Origin of the sequence: Caldicellulosiruptor acetigenus, from assembly GCF_026914305.1 — a bacterium.
In the GTDB taxonomy this organism is placed as follows: Bacteria; Bacillota; Thermoanaerobacteria; order Caldicellulosiruptorales; family Caldicellulosiruptoraceae; genus Caldicellulosiruptor; species Caldicellulosiruptor acetigenus.
Map to the genome: position 1 here is coordinate 311,736 of NZ_CP113866.1, position 20,765 is coordinate 332,500.

General features: G+C 37.7%; 19 protein-coding genes and 2 pseudogenes (1 of these 21 only partly in view). 16 read left to right on the top strand and 5 right to left on the bottom strand.

What is annotated here, in order from left to right; translation table 11 throughout:
* Positions 1–50: 50 nt before the first annotated feature.
* Positions 51–131, bottom strand: a pseudogene (locus tag OTK01_RS01280) (Uma2 family endonuclease); the annotation flags it as partial.
* Positions 132–435: 304 nt separating this feature from the next.
* On the opposite strand from OTK01_RS01280, the gene OTK01_RS01285 reads away from it, so the two are divergent.
* The 4 genes and pseudogenes from OTK01_RS01285 (at position 436) to OTK01_RS01295 (ending at position 2,614) form a co-directional block, all read left to right on the top strand.
* Complete coding sequence (locus OTK01_RS01285; protein ID WP_029228387.1) at positions 436–1,188, top strand: DUF6385 domain-containing protein; 753 nt, start codon at positions 436–438, stop codon at positions 1,186–1,188.
* 125 nt (positions 1,189–1,313) lie between these two features.
* Positions 1,314–2,165, top strand: a complete 852-nt coding sequence (locus OTK01_RS01290) for a DNRLRE domain-containing protein (RefSeq protein ID WP_029228386.1) — start codon at positions 1,314–1,316, stop codon at positions 2,163–2,165.
* A 114-nt stretch (positions 2,166–2,279) separates the two neighbouring features.
* Positions 2,280–2,457: pseudogene (locus OTK01_RS13305) on the top strand (UDP-N-acetylglucosamine 1-carboxyvinyltransferase); the annotation flags it as partial.
* Between the two features lie 28 nt (positions 2,458–2,485).
* On the top strand, positions 2,486–2,614 hold the full coding sequence (locus OTK01_RS01295; protein WP_269799040.1) for a hypothetical protein: 129 nt from the start codon (positions 2,486–2,488) through the stop codon (positions 2,612–2,614).
* A gap of 70 nt (positions 2,615–2,684) precedes the next feature.
* Here OTK01_RS01295 and OTK01_RS01300 read toward each other — a convergent pair whose 3' ends face one another.
* Entirely contained in the window at positions 2,685–3,230 is a 546-nt protein-coding gene (locus tag OTK01_RS01300; protein ID WP_029228385.1) for a DUF2680 domain-containing protein, read from the bottom strand.
* Between the two features lie 160 nt (positions 3,231–3,390).
* Here OTK01_RS01300 and OTK01_RS01305 point away from each other — a divergent pair, with 160 nt between their 5' ends.
* The 5 genes from OTK01_RS01305 to OTK01_RS01325 all read left to right on the top strand — a co-directional run bounded on the left by OTK01_RS01305 (position 3,391) and on the right by OTK01_RS01325 (position 7,789).
* Positions 3,391–4,056: a response regulator transcription factor gene (locus tag OTK01_RS01305; protein ID WP_013431535.1), complete on the top strand. Its 666-nt coding sequence runs from the start codon at positions 3,391–3,393 to the stop codon at positions 4,054–4,056.
* A 21-nt stretch (positions 4,057–4,077) separates the two neighbouring features.
* Positions 4,078–5,337 carry a sensor histidine kinase gene (locus OTK01_RS01310; protein ID WP_029228384.1) on the top strand — a complete coding sequence of 420 codons (1,260 nt, stop codon included), beginning with the start codon at positions 4,078–4,080 and terminating at the stop codon, positions 5,335–5,337.
* 140 nt (positions 5,338–5,477) lie between these two features.
* On the top strand, positions 5,478–6,584 hold the full coding sequence (locus OTK01_RS01315) for a Gfo/Idh/MocA family protein (RefSeq protein ID WP_029228383.1): 1,107 nt from the start codon (positions 5,478–5,480) through the stop codon (positions 6,582–6,584).
* Positions 6,585–6,704: 120 nt separating this feature from the next.
* Positions 6,705–7,274, top strand: coding sequence for a nucleoside recognition domain-containing protein (locus OTK01_RS01320; protein WP_014043238.1), 570 nt, complete (start codon positions 6,705–6,707; stop codon positions 7,272–7,274).
* Positions 7,271–7,789 carry a nucleoside recognition domain-containing protein gene (locus OTK01_RS01325; protein WP_029228382.1) on the top strand — a complete coding sequence of 173 codons (519 nt, stop codon included), beginning with the start codon at positions 7,271–7,273 and terminating at the stop codon, positions 7,787–7,789. The genes OTK01_RS01320 and OTK01_RS01325 overlap by 4 nt, the downstream gene beginning before the upstream one ends.
* 56 nt (positions 7,790–7,845) lie before the next feature.
* Here OTK01_RS01325 and OTK01_RS01330 read toward each other — a convergent pair whose 3' ends face one another.
* Genes OTK01_RS01330 through OTK01_RS01340 form a run of 3 tightly spaced genes read right to left on the bottom strand, consistent with a single transcriptional unit; the run spans position 7,846 to position 12,177 of the window.
* Positions 7,846–8,487: a cobalamin B12-binding domain-containing protein gene (locus OTK01_RS01330; RefSeq protein WP_029228381.1), complete on the bottom strand. Its 642-nt coding sequence runs from the start codon at positions 8,485–8,487 to the stop codon at positions 7,846–7,848.
* A gap of 19 nt (positions 8,488–8,506) precedes the next feature.
* Positions 8,507–11,497 carry an alpha-L-rhamnosidase gene (locus OTK01_RS01335; protein WP_029228380.1) on the bottom strand — a complete coding sequence of 997 codons (2,991 nt, stop codon included), beginning with the start codon at positions 11,495–11,497 and terminating at the stop codon, positions 8,507–8,509.
* A gap of 38 nt (positions 11,498–11,535) precedes the next feature.
* Positions 11,536–12,177, bottom strand: coding sequence for a class II aldolase/adducin family protein (locus tag OTK01_RS01340; RefSeq protein ID WP_013431542.1), 642 nt, complete (start codon positions 12,175–12,177; stop codon positions 11,536–11,538).
* A gap of 239 nt (positions 12,178–12,416) precedes the next feature.
* Between OTK01_RS01340 and OTK01_RS01345 the strand changes: the two genes are divergently transcribed.
* The 7 genes from OTK01_RS01345 to OTK01_RS01375 form a co-directional block, all read left to right on the top strand.
* Positions 12,417–14,150, top strand: a complete 1,734-nt coding sequence (locus tag OTK01_RS01345) for a glycoside hydrolase family 13 protein (protein WP_014043234.1) — start codon at positions 12,417–12,419, stop codon at positions 14,148–14,150.
* A gap of 109 nt (positions 14,151–14,259) precedes the next feature.
* The gene (locus tag OTK01_RS01350) at positions 14,260–15,168 is read left to right on the top strand and encodes a carbohydrate ABC transporter permease (protein ID WP_014043233.1); all 909 of its coding nucleotides are present in this window, start codon (positions 14,260–14,262) and stop codon (positions 15,166–15,168) included.
* Positions 15,168–16,037 (top strand): sugar ABC transporter permease, encoded by an 870-nt coding sequence (locus OTK01_RS01355; RefSeq protein ID WP_029228379.1) that lies wholly within the window; start codon positions 15,168–15,170, stop codon positions 16,035–16,037. The genes OTK01_RS01350 and OTK01_RS01355 overlap by 1 nt, the downstream gene beginning before the upstream one ends.
* A 52-nt stretch (positions 16,038–16,089) precedes the next feature.
* Positions 16,090–17,712 carry an alpha-glucan family phosphorylase gene (gene glgP / locus OTK01_RS01360; RefSeq protein ID WP_029228378.1) on the top strand — a complete coding sequence of 541 codons (1,623 nt, stop codon included), beginning with the start codon at positions 16,090–16,092 and terminating at the stop codon, positions 17,710–17,712.
* Between the two features lie 6 nt (positions 17,713–17,718).
* Positions 17,719–18,741 (top strand): LacI family DNA-binding transcriptional regulator, encoded by a 1,023-nt coding sequence (locus OTK01_RS01365; protein WP_029228377.1) that lies wholly within the window; start codon positions 17,719–17,721, stop codon positions 18,739–18,741.
* Positions 18,742–18,880: 139 nt separating this feature from the next.
* On the top strand, positions 18,881–20,086 hold the full coding sequence (locus OTK01_RS01370) for a sugar ABC transporter substrate-binding protein (RefSeq protein ID WP_029228376.1): 1,206 nt from the start codon (positions 18,881–18,883) through the stop codon (positions 20,084–20,086).
* A gap of 439 nt (positions 20,087–20,525) precedes the next feature.
* On the top strand, positions 20,526–20,765 hold the start of the coding sequence (locus OTK01_RS01375) for a glycoside hydrolase family protein (protein WP_029228375.1). It continues 696 nt past the right edge of the window; only the first 240 of its 936 coding nucleotides appear in the window; its start codon is at positions 20,526–20,528; its stop codon lies off the right edge, out of view.

Below are 20,765 nucleotides of genomic sequence, written 5' to 3' on the forward strand. Positions count from 1 at the left end.
TTCATTATAACCGAAAAACAGAATCTATTCAACTGACTTCAGAAAGAACCAAGCTTTTTCTTGTCGCATATGATTGATATATCAGGCTGAACAACATTTTTTGCTTGCATATCAATCTGTCCTTCCTCTAAAGTTCATCTATTCTTGATTTTTAATTTTACACAATTTTACTTTTTATAAAATAATTTTAAATGATTAACAACAAACAAGAACTTATGACTACATTTTGTAATAAGTGCTGCTTTTTTAATATTACAATCTATATTTAGAGTTGTTAAATATCTTACTATAATATACCATGAAAAGCAAAATGTTTTTGTTTTTAAATAAATTACTTTTTGGTATACATAATAATAAAAAAATAATCACATTAAACTACCAATCAGAATATATTAATAATGCAAAAAATATTTATTTTTAAAGGAGGTTTTTAGGATGCCTAATTATTCGGTATTTACTAATAAGCCTGAAGAACTAAAGGTACAGATGTTTGGCTCAGATTTAAGTACACCAATTGCTGTGAATAATGACGGAAAGATATTCATAAAGTCAGTTGAAGATACTGTTAATATAACAGGAACAATTACAGCTACAGATTTAGATATTAGAAATTTGATCAATACTCAGGATAGTGTACAGATATACGGAACAGATGGCACAACAAATAAACCCATTCTCACCGATACAGATGGTAAAATAGTGATAAGCTCAACGGGGGTATTATCAGTTCAAGCAACAGACCTTGATATTCGCAATCTGAATAATACCCAAGATAACATTCTAATATATGGTCTGAGCGATTCAGGAAATACTGCGATTTCAACAACAGCAGCTGGGGATATTAATATCAATCATAACGGGAGAAAATTTTTTGAATTATCATTGTTGAATGTTACAACTGGTGATAATTACCAGTACACTGACTTTATTGATGTATCAAATTATAGCACGTATTCGTTTTATGTAAAGAATACTGGAACAACAAATGCAGCCGATATAGTGCTTCAAATAAGTCCAACAACTAATGCAGGTGATACTATAGACCTTTTATTGTTAGCTTCATTGCCTGCAGGAGATAAAGATGTTTTAGTTCCAAATAAATTTTTACGTTATATTCGTTTGGGCTATAAAAGCACAGTATCTTTATTATCAACTACTCTTGATATATACTTCCAAGCTCATGTATAAAAATGAATTTACTGAGTAGCTCATGGCTACTCTTTTTTTTGGGAAAATATCAGGTTATGTTTAATTAACATAATACGTGAATTTCTAATATGATAAATATAATACAAAAAAAGGAGGAGAAAATAATGTCAGAGATTATACTTAGAGCAAAATTAGCATTATCGGTTACAAACTATGAAAATCAGAACAACCAAGTAGATAAGAGGATAATATTCATAGGGAGAGACGGTAAACATAATTTTAGAAGTCTTATGTTTTTTGACACATCATGTATACCAGAAAGTTGTACAATTACAAAAGCTGAACTGGTTTTATTTAAAATAAAAGATTTTTATCCAACCCAAGATAAAATAATAAAAATACATGCTTTATTAGATTATTTTAGCTTCAAAACAACATATAACAATATACCGGCTTATGAGAGTTTTTTTATTGAAGCACCAATTGATAATAGCAAAATTACAGCTGAAGTTAATGTTAAGGATATTGTTGTAAGATGGGTAGATGGGAGTTTAAAAAACAAAGGTATTATACTTTTTTTGAATGAAAATAAAAAATCATTAATGGCTTTTACATCGTTTAGATTTCCAATTAGATATTTAAGACCCCTACTGAGGATTGAATATGCTATGCCACAAATTCCTGATATTATAGTATCTAATCAGACTGTTCAAATTAAAGAACAGGAGGCTATTTTAATAGGGACAACACAAGTTATAAGTAATAGCTACGATACAAGCTATATTTTGGATGGAACAGTAATTGCTAAAAATGAAGGAACAAATCCGACTCAATTAACTTTAGAATGTAGCAATGATAATTTAAATTGGATTGAAGACGTGTCAGTGATTTTAGAAGCAGGACAAATCAAAATAATGGTACCAAAATATTATAGCAAATTTATCAGATTCAAGGCAAATGCCATTGGCAATATCAATATTAAGATAAGATACGTATATAAAGAATTCATGAATTAAATGATAAATTCACAAGTTGGTAATGAGAATAATTCTCATTTGATTTTTAATTTCAATATTTTTATTATAAAACAATTTCAAATTTGACAATAAACAAAAATTAACAGCAAAAGTCCTTATGACATTCATACCAAAGGGCTGACAAAGCTTGGAGCAGAGATTAAACTAAATCAGGATTACATTGAGGCAAAGGCAAAAAAAACAACTAAAAAGTGAAAAGGTATATCTTTACTTTCCATCAGTTGGTGCAACAGAGAATATTATGATTGCAACTGTGTTGGCAGAAAGTGAAATCAAAGGATTTAAGAGGTGGAGCTTCCTTGGTAATTGTAGGACTTATGTCAGAAGGCACAACTGAAATAGAGGATATTGAGCATATTGACAGAGGGTATTTTGAGATTGAAAAGAATATCTTAAATCTTGGTGAAGATATTAAAAGGGTGAATTGAACTTTTAGAGTTTGCGCTAAAAAAACGCCTGTCTGCTTTGCTTTTGCAGACAGGCTGGAAATTTTTTTATTTAGTATCCCATCATACCACTAAAACCAGCACCCATCATGTTGCTATGTCCCAAGCCCATCATGCCGCTGCCATGTCCAAATCCCATCATTCCACCAAAACCGTTGTTTGACCAATCTAAAATGTTATCAATGCAGTATTGAATGTTTGCCTGAAAATGCTTCTTCAAAAACTCAGCCTGATCTTTTGTTATTTTCCCATCTTTTAGAAGTTTGTCAATTTCAGCAGCTCTTAAATCATACAGCTTCTTTTTAAACTCATCAACTGTTAATTTTTTTTCTTTTAGAATGTCGTTTATAGTTTGACCATTTTGTATTTTTTGGACAAGCTCATCAACCGAAAGACCCAGCGCTTTTGCAACAAGTTCTTGCATGTTTGTGTGCGGCATAAAGCCATATCCACAACCTGTATTTTGTTGCCATCCTGCTGCAGCATTTTTTGTCTTCTGCGTAGAACCTGCTTGAAGTCCTTTCGCAAATACAAATGTAAACGTCAGAACAAGTGCTAAGACTAAACCAATGCCTAAAATTGATTTTAGGATTTTCATTTCTATCAACCTCCATAAAGTCTTATTTGTTTTACATTTTATATGTTAAACTCTATTTGTAAGATGGGTATAAGCAAAGTGTAAAGAAATTGTAAAGAATAATTTTAAGCTTAGCAAAAAGTCCATTAAAAAAGATATAATATTTAAGGGTGAGTGAAGAATGGCAAATATCTTGGTTGTTGAAGACCAGCAGGATTTGAATCAAATAATAACAAGATTTCTTAAAAACGAAGGATTTAATGTTATAAACTCATACACTGCAAAAGATGCATTGGAAAAGTTAAACGATGCTGACTTGATAATTCTTGATATTATGCTGCCTGACATGGAAGGGTATGAGGTATTGAAAGAAGCCAGCAAAAAAGGCATTCCAACAATAATTTTAACCTCAAAGTCAGAAGAGTTTGACAAACTAAAAGGTTTTGAACTTGGAGCAGAAGACTATATCACAAAACCATTTTCTATGCTTGAGCTAATTGCACGCGTAAAGGTTGTTCTGAGAAGAAACAGGAATTTTGAAGAGAGCATAAAACTTTTAGGTGGTAAGGTAGAGATTTTCCCCAAGAGGTTTAAGGTGATAGTAGATGGGGAGGATGTGAACCTCACTCATAAAGAGTTTGAGCTTTTGCTTTTCTTGGCTAAAAACAAAGATTTGGTAAAGTCAAGAGATGAGATACTTGAAAAGGTTTGGGGATTTGATTTCATTGGTGAGACCCGAACTGTGGACGTTCATATAAAACAATTGAGAGAAAAGCTAAAAGACTACAAGTTTTTAATCAAGACAGTTTGGGGTGTGGGATATAAACTTTCAGAAGAGAGAGAATAATTGAGAGGATGTAAGAGTAAGATGAAACTTTTTACTAAAATAGCCTTAAACTTTATAGGAATAATAGTTTTTCTGGTTTTGAGCATATACATTTCAAATATGCTTTACCTTAAGTATTTTTTAGAGGATATGATTATTGATGATTTAAAAAAACTTTCCCAAGATGCGCTTGAAAACAAATTGGAAGGCGATTTGTCAGCAATGAAAATACTTATTTTACAAGGAAACACAATTGTGCTTGAAGAGGGCGGATTGGATCTTCCGTATCACATGATTATGCCTGTATTCAATTCGACAGGAGTTTATGAAATTTCTCATCCACATCTTAAAGTTGAATATACTGCATACGTGTTGAAAAGAGGGGCTTTTACGTCTATTGCAATAACTACAAAACCATATTATGGATATGCATTGAATATAATATCAAAAAATCTAATTAAAATTAGCATTGTTTTTATTTTAATTGGACTTTTAGTGTCACTTTTGATCTCACGACATATTTCAAGACGCATAATAAAAATTTCAGTGGCTACGCAAAAGATTGCTAAAGGCGAGGACTTTGAACTTAAAGACAGCTCAACAGATGAGGTTGGAGACCTCGCAAGGTCTATCAATAGCCTAAAAAATTCATTGAGGCTTCTTGAGAGGGTAAGGAGAGAATTTGTTGCTAATTTTGTTCATGATTTAAAAACACCAATTGCTGTTATAAAAGGCTATTGTGAGAGCACAAAATATTTGGATATTGATGATAAAGAAAAGATTAAACAGAATATGGATGGAATTGAAAAACAGTGTGATTATATGCAAAACCTGATTTCCAATATGGTTGAGCTTTCAAAGATTTCAGCAGGGATAATTGAGCAAAAGATAGAAGAGGTTGATGTGAACTTAGTAATCAAGGAATCGTGCGAACAGCTCAAGAAGCTTGCTGAGATTGAAGATGTTGAGATTATTATCAAAAGCTTAAATTCCCCAAAGATAAAGACTGACTTAAATTCATTTAGAAGAATAATAAACAACCTTCTGCAAAATGCAATTGAAAATACAAAGGATAAAAAAGTATATATTGAGGCTGAGAGGGAGTATGTGGATATCTACAATAAGACAGACTTGAAAGAAGAAGAGCTTGTTTTTCTGTTTGAAAGATACAAATCAAGCAGGAAGGGTTTTGGGCTGGGACTGTCTATCGTGAAAGAACTCTGCAAGATTTTGGATATAAAACTTGAGACATTTATAGAGGATGGATATATTCATTTTAGGATTAAAACAGAAGAAGATTAAAGATGCTTAAATTTTAACAAAATTTACAGATGTGCAAATTTTCTTGGTCCTGGTGGCTAATGAATCTTTGGATTAAGGAAGAAGTTGATCTATGTTATAATGAATCAAGTAAATTTTTAAAAGTAGAAGGAGATGAAAAAATGGAAAAAGTAAAAGTTGCAGTGCTTGGCTGTGGTAACATTGCGCCAGTTTATCTTAAGAACCTCAAAAGGTTTGGGATATTTGACGTTATTGCGTGCGCAGATGTAGACTTGGATAAAGCAAGGAGCATAGCCTCAGAGTTTTCTGTGCCGCAGGCAATAGAACCTGACAAAGTCTATGATCTTGATGTGGATATAATTGTGAATCTTACCCCGCCTCAGCACCACTATGAGATAAACAAAAGGGTTTTGGAAAGTGGAAAGCATCTTTACAGCGAAAAGCCTCTTTGCTCAACACTGAATGAGGCAAAAGAAATTCTGGAGTTGGCAGAAAAGAAAAACCTTAAAGTTGGATGTGCGCCTGATACATTTCTTGGTGCGAACATTCAGACAGCAAAAAAGCTCATTGAAGATGGATGGATAGGAAGACCCTTTGCTGCAAACTGTTTTATACTCTACGGTGGACCTGAAAAGTGGCATCCAAACCCACATTTTATTTTCAAAAAATACTTAGGACCGCTTTTTGATGTCGGACCTTACTGTTTAACAGCTCTTGTGGTTTTACTTGGTTCTGTCAAAAAAGTATCTGGTATGGGCATGATAACATACAAAGAAAGGCTTATAACTTCTGAGCCTCACAGAGGAGAAAAGATTGAGGTTGAAATGCCAACATATGTGACTGCAAACCTTCTTTTTGACACGGGCGTCATAGGAAATGTTACTGTGTCGTATGATGTGCCAGATACAAACCTGCGCGGGATAGAGATTTATGGGACAGAAGGTACGTTAATTGTTCCAGACCCGAACTTTTTTGACCATGGCAGGGTGTACTTGAAAAGACACGATGATAAGGAATTTACAAAGATGCCAACCATCAATCCGTTCAATTACGACAACCTGCGCGGTCTTGGAATACTTGACATGGCACTTTCAATAAAGCTCTCAACATCTCTTAGGGCATCAGGCAGGCTTTCTTATCATGTGCTGGAAATTCTGTGGGCAATTTACACTTCGACCCAAGAAGGAAGGTTTGTTGATGTTGAAAGCACAGCGCCTCAGACACCTCTTCTTGATATGGAGCTTTTGAGGGAAGTTTTGTGTCTGTAAGTTGTTTGCACTCTGCTAAAAGTGCCTTTTGTATTCTTTGGCAGAGTGCTTTTTTGTTATATTACAGAGAAAGCTCAAGTATAAATTATATAGTGACAAAACTTTAGAGAGGCTCAAAAAATGAATATATTCTGGATTGTTGCAATTGTAGCTTCTATTTTGTACCAACTCCTGATTGGGAAGATAGAAAAAGTCACCGAAATTCTGTTTTCGGCTCCTCAAAAAGCAGCTGATATTTTCTTGACAATTTTGCTTTCAATAATGCTCTGGTCAGGATTTTTGAGAGTTGTGCAGGATAGCAACCTTGTTGAGATTTTAAAAAAGCTTTTGAAACCCATTTTTGAATCTTTATTTGAAACTAAAAACGAAAGGGCGCTGAATTTTATGCTTTTAAATGTTGTTGCTAACATGCTTGGGCTTGGTAATGCTGCAACGCCGGCAGGTATACTTGCCATGCAGGAACTTTCAAAAGAAGCCAAAAATTCTGCAGCCTCTGACGACATGATTTTGTTTGTGCTGATAAACACCTGTTCAATCCAGTTAATTCCAACAACTGTGATAATTCTAAGAACCAAATTTTCATCATCAGCTCCTGCAGCCATCACCTTCCCCACCCTTTTTGTATCAATGGCAAGCCTTTTTGTGGGAATAATCCTGTGCAAGGTTTTGTCGAAGGTGTGCAAAAAATGAAGAATATCTCAGATTATCTGATAGCCTCTTTTTTGCTCATGATAATCCTGTTTGCAGCCTCAAAAAGGATAGATGTTTTCAAGAGCTTTGTAGAAGGTGTGAAAGATGGACTTAGGATTTCAATAAGGATATTTCCCAACGTTTTTGCGCTGATTGTGGCTGTTGAACTTTTCACAAAGACAGGGGTTCTGGATATCCTGCAAAAGCTCTTGTCTCCTGTATTGAGCTTTTTTGGGATATACAAAGAAGCGTTTGGTCTTATTGTCATAAAACCGTTCTCGGGAAGCAGCAGTTTTGCAGTGCTGCGGGACATCTTTGAAAAATACGGTGTTGACTCTGAGATAGGCATATATTCTTCTATAATATGTGCATCAACAGAGACACTCTTTTACGTCATCACCACATACCTTGCAGCAACCAATGTAAAAAAGACAAAGTATTTGATACCGTTAGCGATAGCTGTAGATTTTCTGGTTTTAATCATCGCAGCCATGGTTGTGAGAATGAGCATATAAAAAATGAAAGGCCACAGACAAACCTGCCCGCGGCCATTTGAAAGTATTTCAAATTTTCAGGCAACGCCCTGGACAAACTTTTTTGCAAGCTCTGCAGCAGATGCCGCATCAGGTGCATACCCGTCAGCTCCGATGCTCTTTGCAAAGCTTTCTGTCACAGGCGCACCACCAACTATCACCTTCACTTTGTCGCGAAGACCTTGCTCTTGTAGCTTTTCGATTGTTGTTTTCATATTTGGCATAGTTGTTGTAAGCAGTGCTGACATTGCAACAACCTGTGGGCTATGGTTTTTTACAGCCTCACAGAACTTCTCGGGCGCAACATCCACTCCAAGGTCGATTACCTCAAGCCCTGCACCTGTCATCATCATAGCGACCAAGTTTTTGCCAATATCGTGCAAATCACCTTTTACAGTGCCAATCACAACCTTACCGATTGGCTTTACGCCTGTCTCTGTCAGGATTGGTTTTAATACTTCCAACGCAGCTTTCATTGCGCGCGCTGCAATCAACACCTCAGGCACGTAGATTTCATTGTTTTTGAACTTCTCACCCACAACCGACATTGCCTGGATAAGTGCATCGTTTAAGATTGTCTCAGCAGAGATTCCAGAAGACAGAGCTTCTTTTACTTTTTCAGGTGCAAGCTTTGCGTTTCCTTTTTGAATGAGCTGCGATATTTCGTTTAAAATTTCCATTTTAAAACCGGCCCCCTTTTTAAACATTGGATGTTAATATACTATAACTTCCAAGGCCAAATGGCAAGAGCATATAGCGTGATGTGAAGTTTTCAAAGTCAATAAAGCTCTGTGGACGTCTGTACAGCTCATCAAACACGTCTGCTTTGTGGTTTGCTTCTATGAGGTTGAAAAGAGTGTTTGTCAGAACTATCTCAAGCTCATTTTTGCCCTCATTTACATGCTCTGTTATGTCAGCCAAAAACGGCTGGGCAAAAAGGATACATGCTTTTTTGCCGTTTACATACACCTTGGCAACTGCTGCCTTGATGTTGTTGAGCTTTATATAAACTCTTTTTGAGCTTTCTTTTGTAATCTCAAAAGAGCTTTTTAAGCTTACCGACCCAACATAAAAAGGATACCCGTCTTTTGTTATATCAAAATGACATGGCTTTTTGGGCTCAGTTAGAATAAACCTTGTCTCATCAACGCAAATGAGAGAAAAGCTTCCTACAAGAAAAATAGCTTCAACCTCAGTCGGTCTGTGGTTTTTGGGGTCTTTTACCCTCTCATGACAGCCTGGAGCTGTGATGTTGTTTGACTTTTTGCCACTTATCACAATCTCGTTTTTCCCTTGTTTGACAAAAGAGGTGATATCGATCTTGCCAATGTTCACATCCAAAAAGTTCTGGTCAGGCGAAAAACTTTCGCTTTTTCTTTCAAATTTGACAGGCTGACCGTTCACAAGGATTCTGTCAAGATTCTCTGCACATTCTATTGCCACAAAAAGCTTTGACGGCACTTTTTCAACCTCAAAATGGTACGTGGCTTTGAAAGGTGTTCCCTCCGGGAGATTATAAAAATGCCTGTGCCAAACCTGGGAAACATAACAATCTTCAAATACTACCTTTCCGTCAACCTCATATTTTATTCTATCAAGTATTAGTGTATTGTAGTTTTTAAGCTCTATGTCAAACTCACAGCTACCTGTTTTGTATTCAAAACTATTATCAAATACAACGCCTGAGATGACATTTTTTGTGCTGCTTGCAAGTTCCCTATCACATACCAAAAGACACAGGCTTGATGCAGGATACATTGTTGCATCAATCACAGCAAAGCCATTTTCCCTTTTCAATGTAGGTATTTTCACCACACCAAAATCTACAAGGTCTACTGCAAATACATTTTTTTCAGTAGGGATTTTTATTGTGCACTCAACTTCTCTTTGAAGGTCTGTGTTTGCCAAAAAGATTATTTTGCTTCCATCATTTAGTTTTCTGCTCTGAAGTATAATTTTTTTAGCGTTTTGACCTGTCTTTTTATCAATTACTTCAATGTGGGTTGAGACCTCTTCTTTTAAGATATTCACAAGTTCATTCAAATCTGTAGCATTTATGAAATTCTCTTTTAAAAGAATGTCACACTTGCTGCCATCTATCATGCAAAGTTCAAATCTTGAAAACAGAAAATCTTTCAGCGCTATTACTTTGCCCCCGGTATTTATAAAGTTTTGTAAAAGCTGCACTGTTGTCTTCCTTAAGTTTATAAGAGGCGGAAGGACAACCACTTTGTAGCTATAACTGCCAACCTTAATTTTGCCATTATCAACCTGTGCATACTTTGATAGGATTATCTCATCGCCAAAGTGAAAGTCAATCTTGTTTGCTATGAGCTCTTTTACCGTTTTATCAAGTAAATTATCCAGCTTGTCTACGCTGTCATCAAACTTGGAATACTCTGCCCAGGCAGATGAAATTGGATGAAGCAAGAGTACATCAACATCTCTTTTGCCAAGCCCTGCTATGTACGAAATTCTTGCAAGATAATCTGCAAAGAACTTTTCATCTTCCCACCATGGCTGCTGGTAAAAAAGGTTTGGTGGATAGTCTCTTTTTCTCTCGCCTCTCATGGAATACAGGCTAAGATGTGGGTTTATATATGTTACGCCAAGCACTGCCTGCCAGTCTGATATCCATTTTCTGTGAAGAAAACTCACATGCTGACCTGTTGTTCCAAAGGTTTCACACAGTACTCCTTTTTTGCCAAGCTGCTCGGAGACCGATGATACCTGTTTCATTGTAACTGTCTGCTCTAAATGTCTTGCAAGCTTGTCAACCCCGGGAAGCTGCATGTACTCATAATGGGGCATTGCAGCGCCTATCCATTCAATCTGGCCGCGCATTGTATCTTCTGCCATGTAATGCCCTGTCATCATAATACCATTTTCTTCACACCACTTTGCATAAGGAATAGTAAAGTTTTCTATGAACATCTCAAGCGCAATGTCAAAAAAGTCAAACCTGACCTTGTGGTAATTGCCAACATTGAAGAAAAGCTCTTCAAAGTGATCTTTTATGTCATACCCTTTTTTCTGCAAAAATCTTTCTGGCAGCTTTTCTGTCCATGGTAAAGTAGGGATATCTTTGTAGTGGACTCTTAAATATGTTGGCTCATCAGTAAATATTCCCGGCATTGCATCGCCAAAATACTCTTGGCAATACCTTTTGTATCTCTCATGCGTAAGGTTTATAAACTCCTGGGTAACCTCTTTTGAAAGAAGGTCAACATAGCAGCTTCCATTGAACCACTTGTCACCAAGTTTCATAGTGCGCTTTGCAACAATGTACTTTGTGTTTCTGTGGACAAAGCTTGAGAGCACCTCATCATCTTGTTCTACCTGATCTTCTTTCAAAAGTACCAGGAACTTGTGCCTGTATGAGGGGTCTTTCAGAGCAACAGCCCCGCCTGCAAAACCAGACGGCCATTTGTCCTCATCATAAAGCCACGCAAGCATGTTTAGCTTTTTTGCATGCTCTATACATTTTTTGACAAGATAAAGCCACTCTTCAGAGAGATATTCTGTCACAAGCCCAACCCTTGAGTGCATGAAAAAACCGCCATAACCTTTTTTGTGCATTTCAGTTATCTGGCGCAAAAGCTCTTCCTCTTTTAAATTGTCATTCCAGCTCCAGAAAGGTGCGCACCTGTAAAAATTATCTGGGTTTTTGAGTTTTTCTAAATCAAGCATTGTGGGTCTCCTTTCTATACTATACTTTTCTTTTGAATTTACTTATCCTTTCTCAAATCCAAAACCTTTTGAATCTCCTCAGGGCTCAAAACTTGCGGTGTGCCTATCTGGCTTGACATGAACAAAATCTTTGCCCAGAATTCAACAATCTCAAGCTTGTAAAATGCCATCTCCAAGTCCTTGTCGTATGTCAAAACGCCGTGGTTTGAAAGAAGCACAGCATCGTAGTCCTTTACATAAGGCGCAATTGACTGGGGAACTTCAAATGTCGAAGGTGTTGCAAACGGCGCAACAGGAATATACCCGCCAAAGATGAAAACTGACTCTGCTAAAATTGGCTTGTCAAGAGGCTTTCTTAAAACTGCAAATGTTGTTGCATAAGGTGAGTGTGCATGAACACAGGCATTGACATCTTCTCTTTCTTGATAGACTTTAAGGTGCATCTTTATTTCAGACGATGGCTTGTAATTTGTTTTTTCAAGAATTTTACCTTCCATGTCAATTAAAACCAGCATGTCTTCATTCAAAAAGCCTTTCGACACTCCTGAGGGTGTTGTGATGATTTTATCCTTGTCCACTCTTACTGAGATATTTCCGTCAGGTCCGCTTATATAACCTCTTTCGTACATGATTCTTCCAATCCTGCATATCTGAGATTTAATGCTCTGGATATTCTGCATTTTTTTCCACCTTTCTTTAAAATGTATTGTCATGATATTGTGTTGTTTTGATTTTTTTGTTCTATTTCATTTTACAATTATTTGATTGATTTGAAAATACCCAAATTTGACCTCTTTAAATGCTTGAAAGTGCACTTCAAAAAAACCTTGTGCAAACATTTGCATTATAGATAGAAAAGTGATAAAATAAATTTCAATGTTATATTTCAAAAAAATATTTCAGAAGGAGAGTGCACAGTTTGCAAGTCATTCACAATCAAGTTCATGACATTTTTGCTCTGAGCAAAAACAAGTTCTATGTAAGACTGTGGGTGCAAAAAGGGTTTGTAAGATGCGTCACTTTGATATTCTCAGACAGGTATGATTTGGAAGCTCAGAAAGTGAAGATGGACTTTTACATGAACGTTGGAAGTTTTGAGGTGTATACAGCGCAGGTGCAAAACAAAACGCCAAGGTTTGCGTACAAGTTTTTGATTGAGCTTTTAGATGGAAGTTTTAAGATATTTAACCAGTTTGGGCTTGCAGATACCGAAGAAAACCTATATTTTGATGCTTTCCAGTTTCCTTATGCAAATGAGGCAGATATCTTTGAAAAGCCTTCTTTCACAGAAGGTTTGGTTGTCTATGAGATATTTCCCGATAGGTTCAAAAGAGGCAAAAAAGAAGTTCACAGCAAGAAATTATTTGATTGGGATTACTGCAGCTGGGATGTGCCAGGCTCTGAAGTTTTTCTTGGTGGTAATTTTGCAGGCATAAAAGAAAAAATAGAGTATTTTAAAACTCTTGGGATAAACGCCATTTATCTTACACCAATTTTTAAATCACTATCTAGCCACCGCTACAACGTGGACGACTACTTTGACGTTGACCCGCTTTTGGGTACAAAAGAGGAGTTCAAAGACTTAGTAAACAGCCTTCACAAAAACGGTATCAGGATAATCCTTGACATGGTTTTCAACCACACAGGCGTTGGATTTTTTGCTTTTCAGGATGTCATAAAAAATGGAGAAAATTCGAAGTATTACAGCTGGTACAATATAAAGTCTTTGCCTGTTGATGTTCAAAAAGGAAACTATGAGACTTTTGCAACAAACGTGAGGAGCATGCCAAGGATAAATACTTCAAACAAAGAGGTTCAGGACTTCTTTTTAGAGGTTTTAAAGTACTGGCTTTTGGAGTTTGACGTTGACGGCTTTCGATTTGACGTTGCAAACGAGCTTGACAAAAACTTTATAAGAAGAATAAGAAGAGAGCTGAAATCTATAAAGAAAGACATTCTTTTAATTGGTGAAGTTATGCACAGAAGCGAAAACTTTTTGATGGGAGACATGTTTGACGGTGTGATGAACTACTTTTCGTGGGAGGTTTTTGCAAGGTATTTGGTGGGTAAATATAATGCAGAGGATGCATCAAGGATTTTGGCAGATTACAGGCTAAAATTTAATCCTGTCCTCTTTTCGTGCCAGCTAAACCTCATTGGCAGCCACGACACAGAAAGGGTTTTGACAAGGCTAAATAAAAATAAAAAACTTGCAATGCTTGCTGCAGTGTACAACCTCACCTATCAGGGAATTCCTATGATTTACTATGGTGATGAGATTGGAATGGAAGGCGGGCATGACCCTGACTGCAGAAGGGGGATGATATGGGAAGAAGAAAAGCAGGACAAGGAGATTTTTAAGCTTTACAGAAGATTGATAGATCTCAAAAAAACATCTTCGGCTCTAAATAGCGACAATGTTAAAGAGTTTTCGATTGGTGATGTGCTTTGCTTTGAAAGAAAAAGTGAAAGTGAAGCTGTGTACATTCTTTTTAATCCACGCAAAGCTTTGCAAAGGGTAAGGCTGTGGTCAGAGTCTATTGTTGACAGAGAGATTGAATTTTTCAGCACGCAGCAGAAAATTAAAAACCACTTGTGCTATATTGAACTTGAACTGAATCCTGAGAGCTTTGAAATTGTGCTTGTTAGATAAACTTTTATAGAAATAAAGAAAAAGTTATTGACGTGAAAGAAAAATGATTGTATAATATCCTCAAGAGCAAACGATTGCACATTTTTATTTTAGAAGGAGGAAAAAGATTATGAAAAAGCGCGAGCCAATAGGGTATGCGTATCTTGCGCCGGCTTTGATTTCCATGGCAGTGCTATCTTTCTTCCCCATTGCCATGACGGTGTATTATGCATTTACAAATTTCAATCTCAACCACATGGAAGATTACAAGTTTGTAGGATTTAAAAACTTTGTTGACATCATAACAGGACCTTTCAAAGAAGTGTTCGCGCCAACATTTGCATGGACATTTACATTTGCTCTTGTAACAGTTCTTATCAACTTTGCGGTGGGGCTTTTGCTTGCCGTGCTTCTTAACAACAAGTTCATGAAAGAGACAAATATCTACAGATCAATTTTAATAATCCCATGGGCTATCCCGGGAACAATTGCTTCTTTAGCGTGGCAGGGACTTTTGAATGAGGAGTATGGAGCTATAAATATGCTTTTAAAAACTTTCCACATTGATCCAATACCTTGGATGACAGATCCATTCTGGGCAAAGATAAGCATATTTATTGTTAACCTCTGGCTTTCGTACCCGTTTATGATGAATGCGTCGCTTGGTGCTCTTCAGTCAATTCCGCCAGAGCTTTATGAGGTTGCCGAGATAGACGGGGCTGGCTGGTTTACAAAGCTATTTAAAATTACAATACCAATGATTGTACCAACAGCACTTCCAATTTTGATTTCATCGTTTGCATATGCTTTCAACAACTTTAACGTCGTATACCTTGTTACAGGCGGCGGACCTGCAAGGCTTGACACTCAGTTTGCGGGGCACACAGACCTTCTTGTCTCAACCACATACAAGCTTACAATGCAGTTTTACAGGTATGACTTAGCATCTGCGATGTCAATCATAATCTTCTTCATTGTGGGAACAATTTCGCTTATCAACATGAAGCTGACAAGAGCGTTTGAGGGTGGTGAAAGATAATGGTTGGAAGAGAATACATGACAAAACAGGATGCTATTGTGCTGTGGATATCAAGAGTGATTGTTTGGATTGCGATAATACTGTCGCTGCTTCCTACATGGTTTATCATAGTTGCGTCGCTATCAAAAGGTGGGGCGTTCTTCCAGTCCTCGTTTTTCCCAAAAGAGATTACGTTTGAGAACTATATAGAACTTTTCAGGAAAAAGAGTAGTCCATCACAGACGTTGCCTGACTTTGTAATGTGGGTCAAAAACAGCTTGATTGTATGTTTCGGAGTTGCATTCTTGCAGATTTTCATGACAGCTCCGGCAGCATATGCATTTTCAAGGATAAACTTTGTTGGAAGAAAAAACGGGCTAAAAGCACTTTTGATTTTGCAGATGTTCCCGACATTCATGGCAATGCCTGCTATATATGGTCTTCTGGCAAAGTTCAATCTTCTTGACAATCTGTTTGCACTCATTCTGGTGTTGGCAGGCGGTTCTGCTTTCAACATCTGGCTTTTGAAAGGCAACATGGACCAGATACCATACGAGATTGATGAGGCGGCAATAATTGACGGTGCAGGACATTTTCTGATTTTCAGAAAGATTATCCTGCCACTTACCGCTCCAATGCTTGCTGTAATGTTCATCTGGAGTTTTAACGGTGTGTTCAACGAGTTTTTGCTCTCAAGTTTGGTTCTGCAGTCGCCTGAAAATGCAACTGTGCCAATTGGGCTTAGAAACTTTATAAACAACCAATTTTCGGCTAACTGGCCAATGTTCTCAGCTGCGTCAATCTTGGCGTCACTGCCAATTGTGATTATATACATGGCGCTTCAAAAACAGATTCAAAGCGGTCTTGCAGCAGGTGCTGTCAAGGGTTAATTTTGGATTTGGTCTGACCACAAAAATTCTTTTACAAGGAGGAGTTGATGTAATGAAAAAGCTTCCTACAGTTGCGTATTTTAGCATGGAGTTCGGTCTTGATTCTAACTTCAAAATCTATGCAGGTGGGCTTGGTATTCTGGCAGGCGACTATTTAAAAGCTGCAAAAGACCTTGGATACCCTGTTGTAGGTGTTGGAATACTGTGGAAGCAAGGGTACAACAAGCAGATTGTGACAGAGGAGTATGGCGTGATTGACGCTTTTCCAATCTACAGGTACAACTTTTTAAAGGACACAGGCGTGAAGGTCAAGGTAAGAATAAGAAACAGAGATGTGTACTGCAAGGTATGGAAGGTCGATAATTTCGGAAATAGTGACCTTTACCTTCTTGACACTGACCTTCCTGAAAATAGCGACAGGTGGATTACAGGACAGCTGTACGGCTGGTTTGGCGAAGAGAGAGTTGCTCAAGAGATGGTCTTGGGTATTGGCGGTGTGAGGGCTTTAAAAGAACTTGGCATCAAGGTTGATGTGTATCATTTCAACGAAGGTCATGCTGTGTTTGCTGGGCTTGAGCTTGTAAGGTATTACATGGAGGAAAAAGGTCTTTCATTTGAACAGGCTTTATCAAGAGCAAGGGAAAAGATTGTGTATACAACACACACACCTGTTGAGGCAGGAAATGAGACACATCCTTTGAGGCTACTTATGTACATGGGAGCAAACTTGAACTTAACTGAAGAGCAGCTTGTTTATATTGGCGGTGCGCCTTTTAACATGACGGTTGCAGCGCTCAGGCTTGCGAGGATTTCAAATGCTGTGTCTGACCTACACAGGGTTACAGCAAATGCTATGTGGGCCCAAGTTGACAGGAGAAGCGAGATAATTGGTATCACAAATGGTGTTCATGTTGGAACATGGGCAGACAGAAGAATATTAGAGAGTAAGAATAATCCAGAAAAGCTCTGGCAGACACATACTCAGATAAAACGTGAGCTTTTGGATTTTGTTGAAAAAAGAACTGGTGTTAAATTAAAAGAGGATGTTTTAACAATCGGATTTGCAAGGAGGGCAGCTCCATATAAGCGAAGCGACCTCATTTTCAGAGACAAAGAGGCGGCTGACAAGATGTTTAGAAATGATCTTCAGATAATCTTTGCAGGTAAAAGCCACCCGCTTGATGATACCGGCAAAGAGATTGTCAATAATATCATTGCAATGTCCAAAAAGTATCCTGGCAAGGTTGTCTTCTTGGAAGACTACGACATGGAGATTGGCAAAATGCTCACGCGCGGATGCGATATCTGGCTCAACAACCCGCGAAGACCTTTAGAGGCGTGCGGAACCTCGGGAATGAAAGCTGCAATGAACGGTGTTTTGAACGTCTCAACCTTGGATGGATGGTGGCCTGAGGCGTGCCAGCACGGAATAAACGGATGGCAGATTGGCGATGGGTTTGAGTCAAAAGACGAAAAAGAGCAGGATAGTCACGACCTTAAGAGCCTTGTAAATGTCATGCAAAACGAGGTAATACCCACATACTACAAAAACAGGGATAAGTGGGTAAAGATGATGCAAAACAGCATTGAATCTACACTTGAAAAGTTCTCGGCAGAGAGGATGGTAAAAGAGTACTACGAGAAGATGTACATTCAAAAATCCCACAAGGATTGATAGGTGATGGCAACAATAAAAGAGATAGCAAAAGAAGCCAACGTCTCACCATCCACTGTTTCGCGGGTTCTTGCAGGCAGCAGCAAAATCAGCCCTGAGACAACCAAGCGGGTTCTTGAGGCTATAAAAAAGCTTGGTTATGTTCCGAATGCAAATGCTAAGGGGCTGGTTGTAAAAAAGTCCTTCACGGTTGGTGTATTTGTGCCGCGAGAACCCGAGAACGCTTTTTTAAATTCTTTTTTTGACCAAGTGATAACAAGCATATGCACTGTTGTAAATAGCTTTGAGTATGATATCTTGCTTGCAATCTCAAACCCTGAAAAAGAAAGAGATCTTTTGAAAAGACTTGTTGAGAGCAAAAAGGTTGACGGGTTTGTGCTTTTGTCCTCCAGAGAAAAGGACCCTGCAATTGAGTATCTAAAGAGTATTGACTTTAAGTTTGTAGTGATTGGAAGACCGATTGGCTATGAAAACAGTGTAAACTGGGTGGACAATGACAATCTAAAAGCAGGCTTTGATGCTACCGAATACTTGATAAGGTTAGGACACAGGAAAATTGCATTCATGGGCGGGCCAAATGATTTGGTGGTCACAGTCGACAGGTTTTCAGGCTACAAGAAGGCTCTTGAAAAATATGGTATACAACCAAGAAGCTCCTATATAAAATTTGCAAACTATTACAAGAAAAGCTACAGAGAAAATGCATATGAGATTTTGAATCAGGATGACAGGCCCACCGCCATCGTGTGCATGGACGATCTGATTGCCATTGAGGTCTTCAGAGTTGCCGAAAGTTTCAATCTTAAGGTAGGGAAAGATCTTTCGGTGGTTGCTTTCAACAACTCAAATGTAAGTGAAATATGTCAGCCGCCTCTTACAACAGTTGACATCAACATTCTTCACCTTGGCAGGCTTGCTGCCGAAGTGCTGATGATGGATTTAGGCGAGTCAACCAAGACGTACAGAAGAATAATAGTTCCACATCAGATTGTTGAAAGAGGCTCGTGTAGCAAAACTCAGATATTATAATGATTGCATGAAAAAGAGTCTAAATTTATTGACAAGGTCAAAAATTTTTTCTCTCTCTTGACTTTTTTTAGAGAGAAATATATAATGTTATTATCAAACGTTTGCACATTAATTAAAGTTAAGGGAGGTTGTTTTGATTATGAAAAATCTAAGAAGAATCTTGACAGTAGCGCTAATAATTGCTTTTGCGGTTGTGGCGCTGATACCACTGAGCGGAGTATTTGCGACATCCAAAAAACAGCTTGTTGTCTGGTCACATCTTACTCAGGATGAAGTAAAAGCTTTGCAACCAATTGCAGACCAGTGGGGAAAAGCAAATGGGTACACTGTAAAAGTCATCACTGACCAAGGTTCATTCCAGAGCTTCCAGACAGCTGCAATGAGCGGAAAAGGTCCAGACATCATGTTTGGTATTCCACATGACAATCTCGGTGCTTTCTGGAAAGCAAAGCTTTTAGAGCCTGTTCCAGCAAATCTCATTGACAAGAAAAACTTTGTATCAACTGCACTTGATGCATGTTCATTTGAGGGCAAGCTCTATGCTCTTCCAATAGCTATGGAGACATATGCACTTTTCTACAATACATCAAAGGTAAAAGAGGCTCCAAAGACAATGAGCCAGCTCATTACACTGGCTAAGAAATACGGGTTCATGTACGATGTTAATAACTTCTATTTCAGCTTTGCGTTCATCGCTCAAAATGGTGGATATGTGTTCAAGAACAAAGGTGGTTCGCTTGATCCAAACGATATTGGACTTGCAACAAATGGTGCAATAAAGGGACTTTCATTGATAAGAGATTTTGTTTTGACATACAAGTTTATGCCAAAGGACATCAAGGGTGATATTGCAAAGGGTAACTTCCAGAATGGAAAGATTGCATTTTACATTAGCGGTCCATGGGATGTTCAGGACTTTATAAAGGCAAAAGTACCATTTGCAGTAGCACCACTACCAAAAACAGATGATGGAAAACCAACACCATCGTTTGTTGGTGTTCAGGCTGCATTCGTTTCAGCAAAGTCTAAAAACAAAGATGCAGCTTTCAAGCTTATGAAATATCTTGTTGAAAACTCTGCTCTGACACTGTTCAAAGTTGGTCACAGAATACCTGTTTTGAACAAGGTGCTGACAAGTAGCGAGGTCAAGGCAGACAAAATCATGAGCGCATTTGCAGAACAGGCAAAGGTTGGAATACCTATGCCAAACATTCCAGAGATGTCAGCTGTTTGGACACCGGCTGGCAATGCACTCTCACTTATTACAACAGGTAAAGCAACACCAAAGCAGGCAGCAGATGCTATGGTAAAACAGATCAAGCAGGGTATTGCTCAGATGCAATAAAATGTGTGTAGAGTGTTGAAAATTGAATAACTTAAACTTTAAGCTTGGGCAGCAGAATTTTCCTGCTGCCCTTTTTGTTTTCATCATAAAAAGTCCATCTTTACAAAATAAAATTCTATCAAAGTCAAGTATAAGGTGTGATATAATAAAAGCAAAAATAAATAAATCATCAACTTAAAAGCATAACAAAAAATTTCTTTCGTATGATTATAACATTTTTTACTATGTTGCAGCTGAGAGGCTAAAAACATTTTTTGAGTCTAAAGCGGTTTTATACCCCACAATGACCACTGATGTCCCCCAGATGTGCCGTATGAAAATTACCTTTATTATTTAGAAAACAAAACGGAGAAAATGAAAGGATTTCTGCGATTGAGTCAGCTATATTAATTCTAGTGTACAAAAGAGAAATAAAATTTATAAAAAGGAGATGATAAATGTGCCAAGACCACCAGCGCCTCTTTTTAGAGACCCAATCTATGACGGTGCGGCAGACCCCACCATCATATACAATCACCTTGAAAAAAGTTGGTGGATTTTGTACACAAACAGAAGAGCAAACATGAGACTTCCGGGCAAAGCGTTCATGCATGGGACAGATATAGGTATTGCTGAGTCAAGGGATGGTGGCAGGACATGGCTTTATAGAGGTACTATAGACCTTCAATATGGCAGGGGC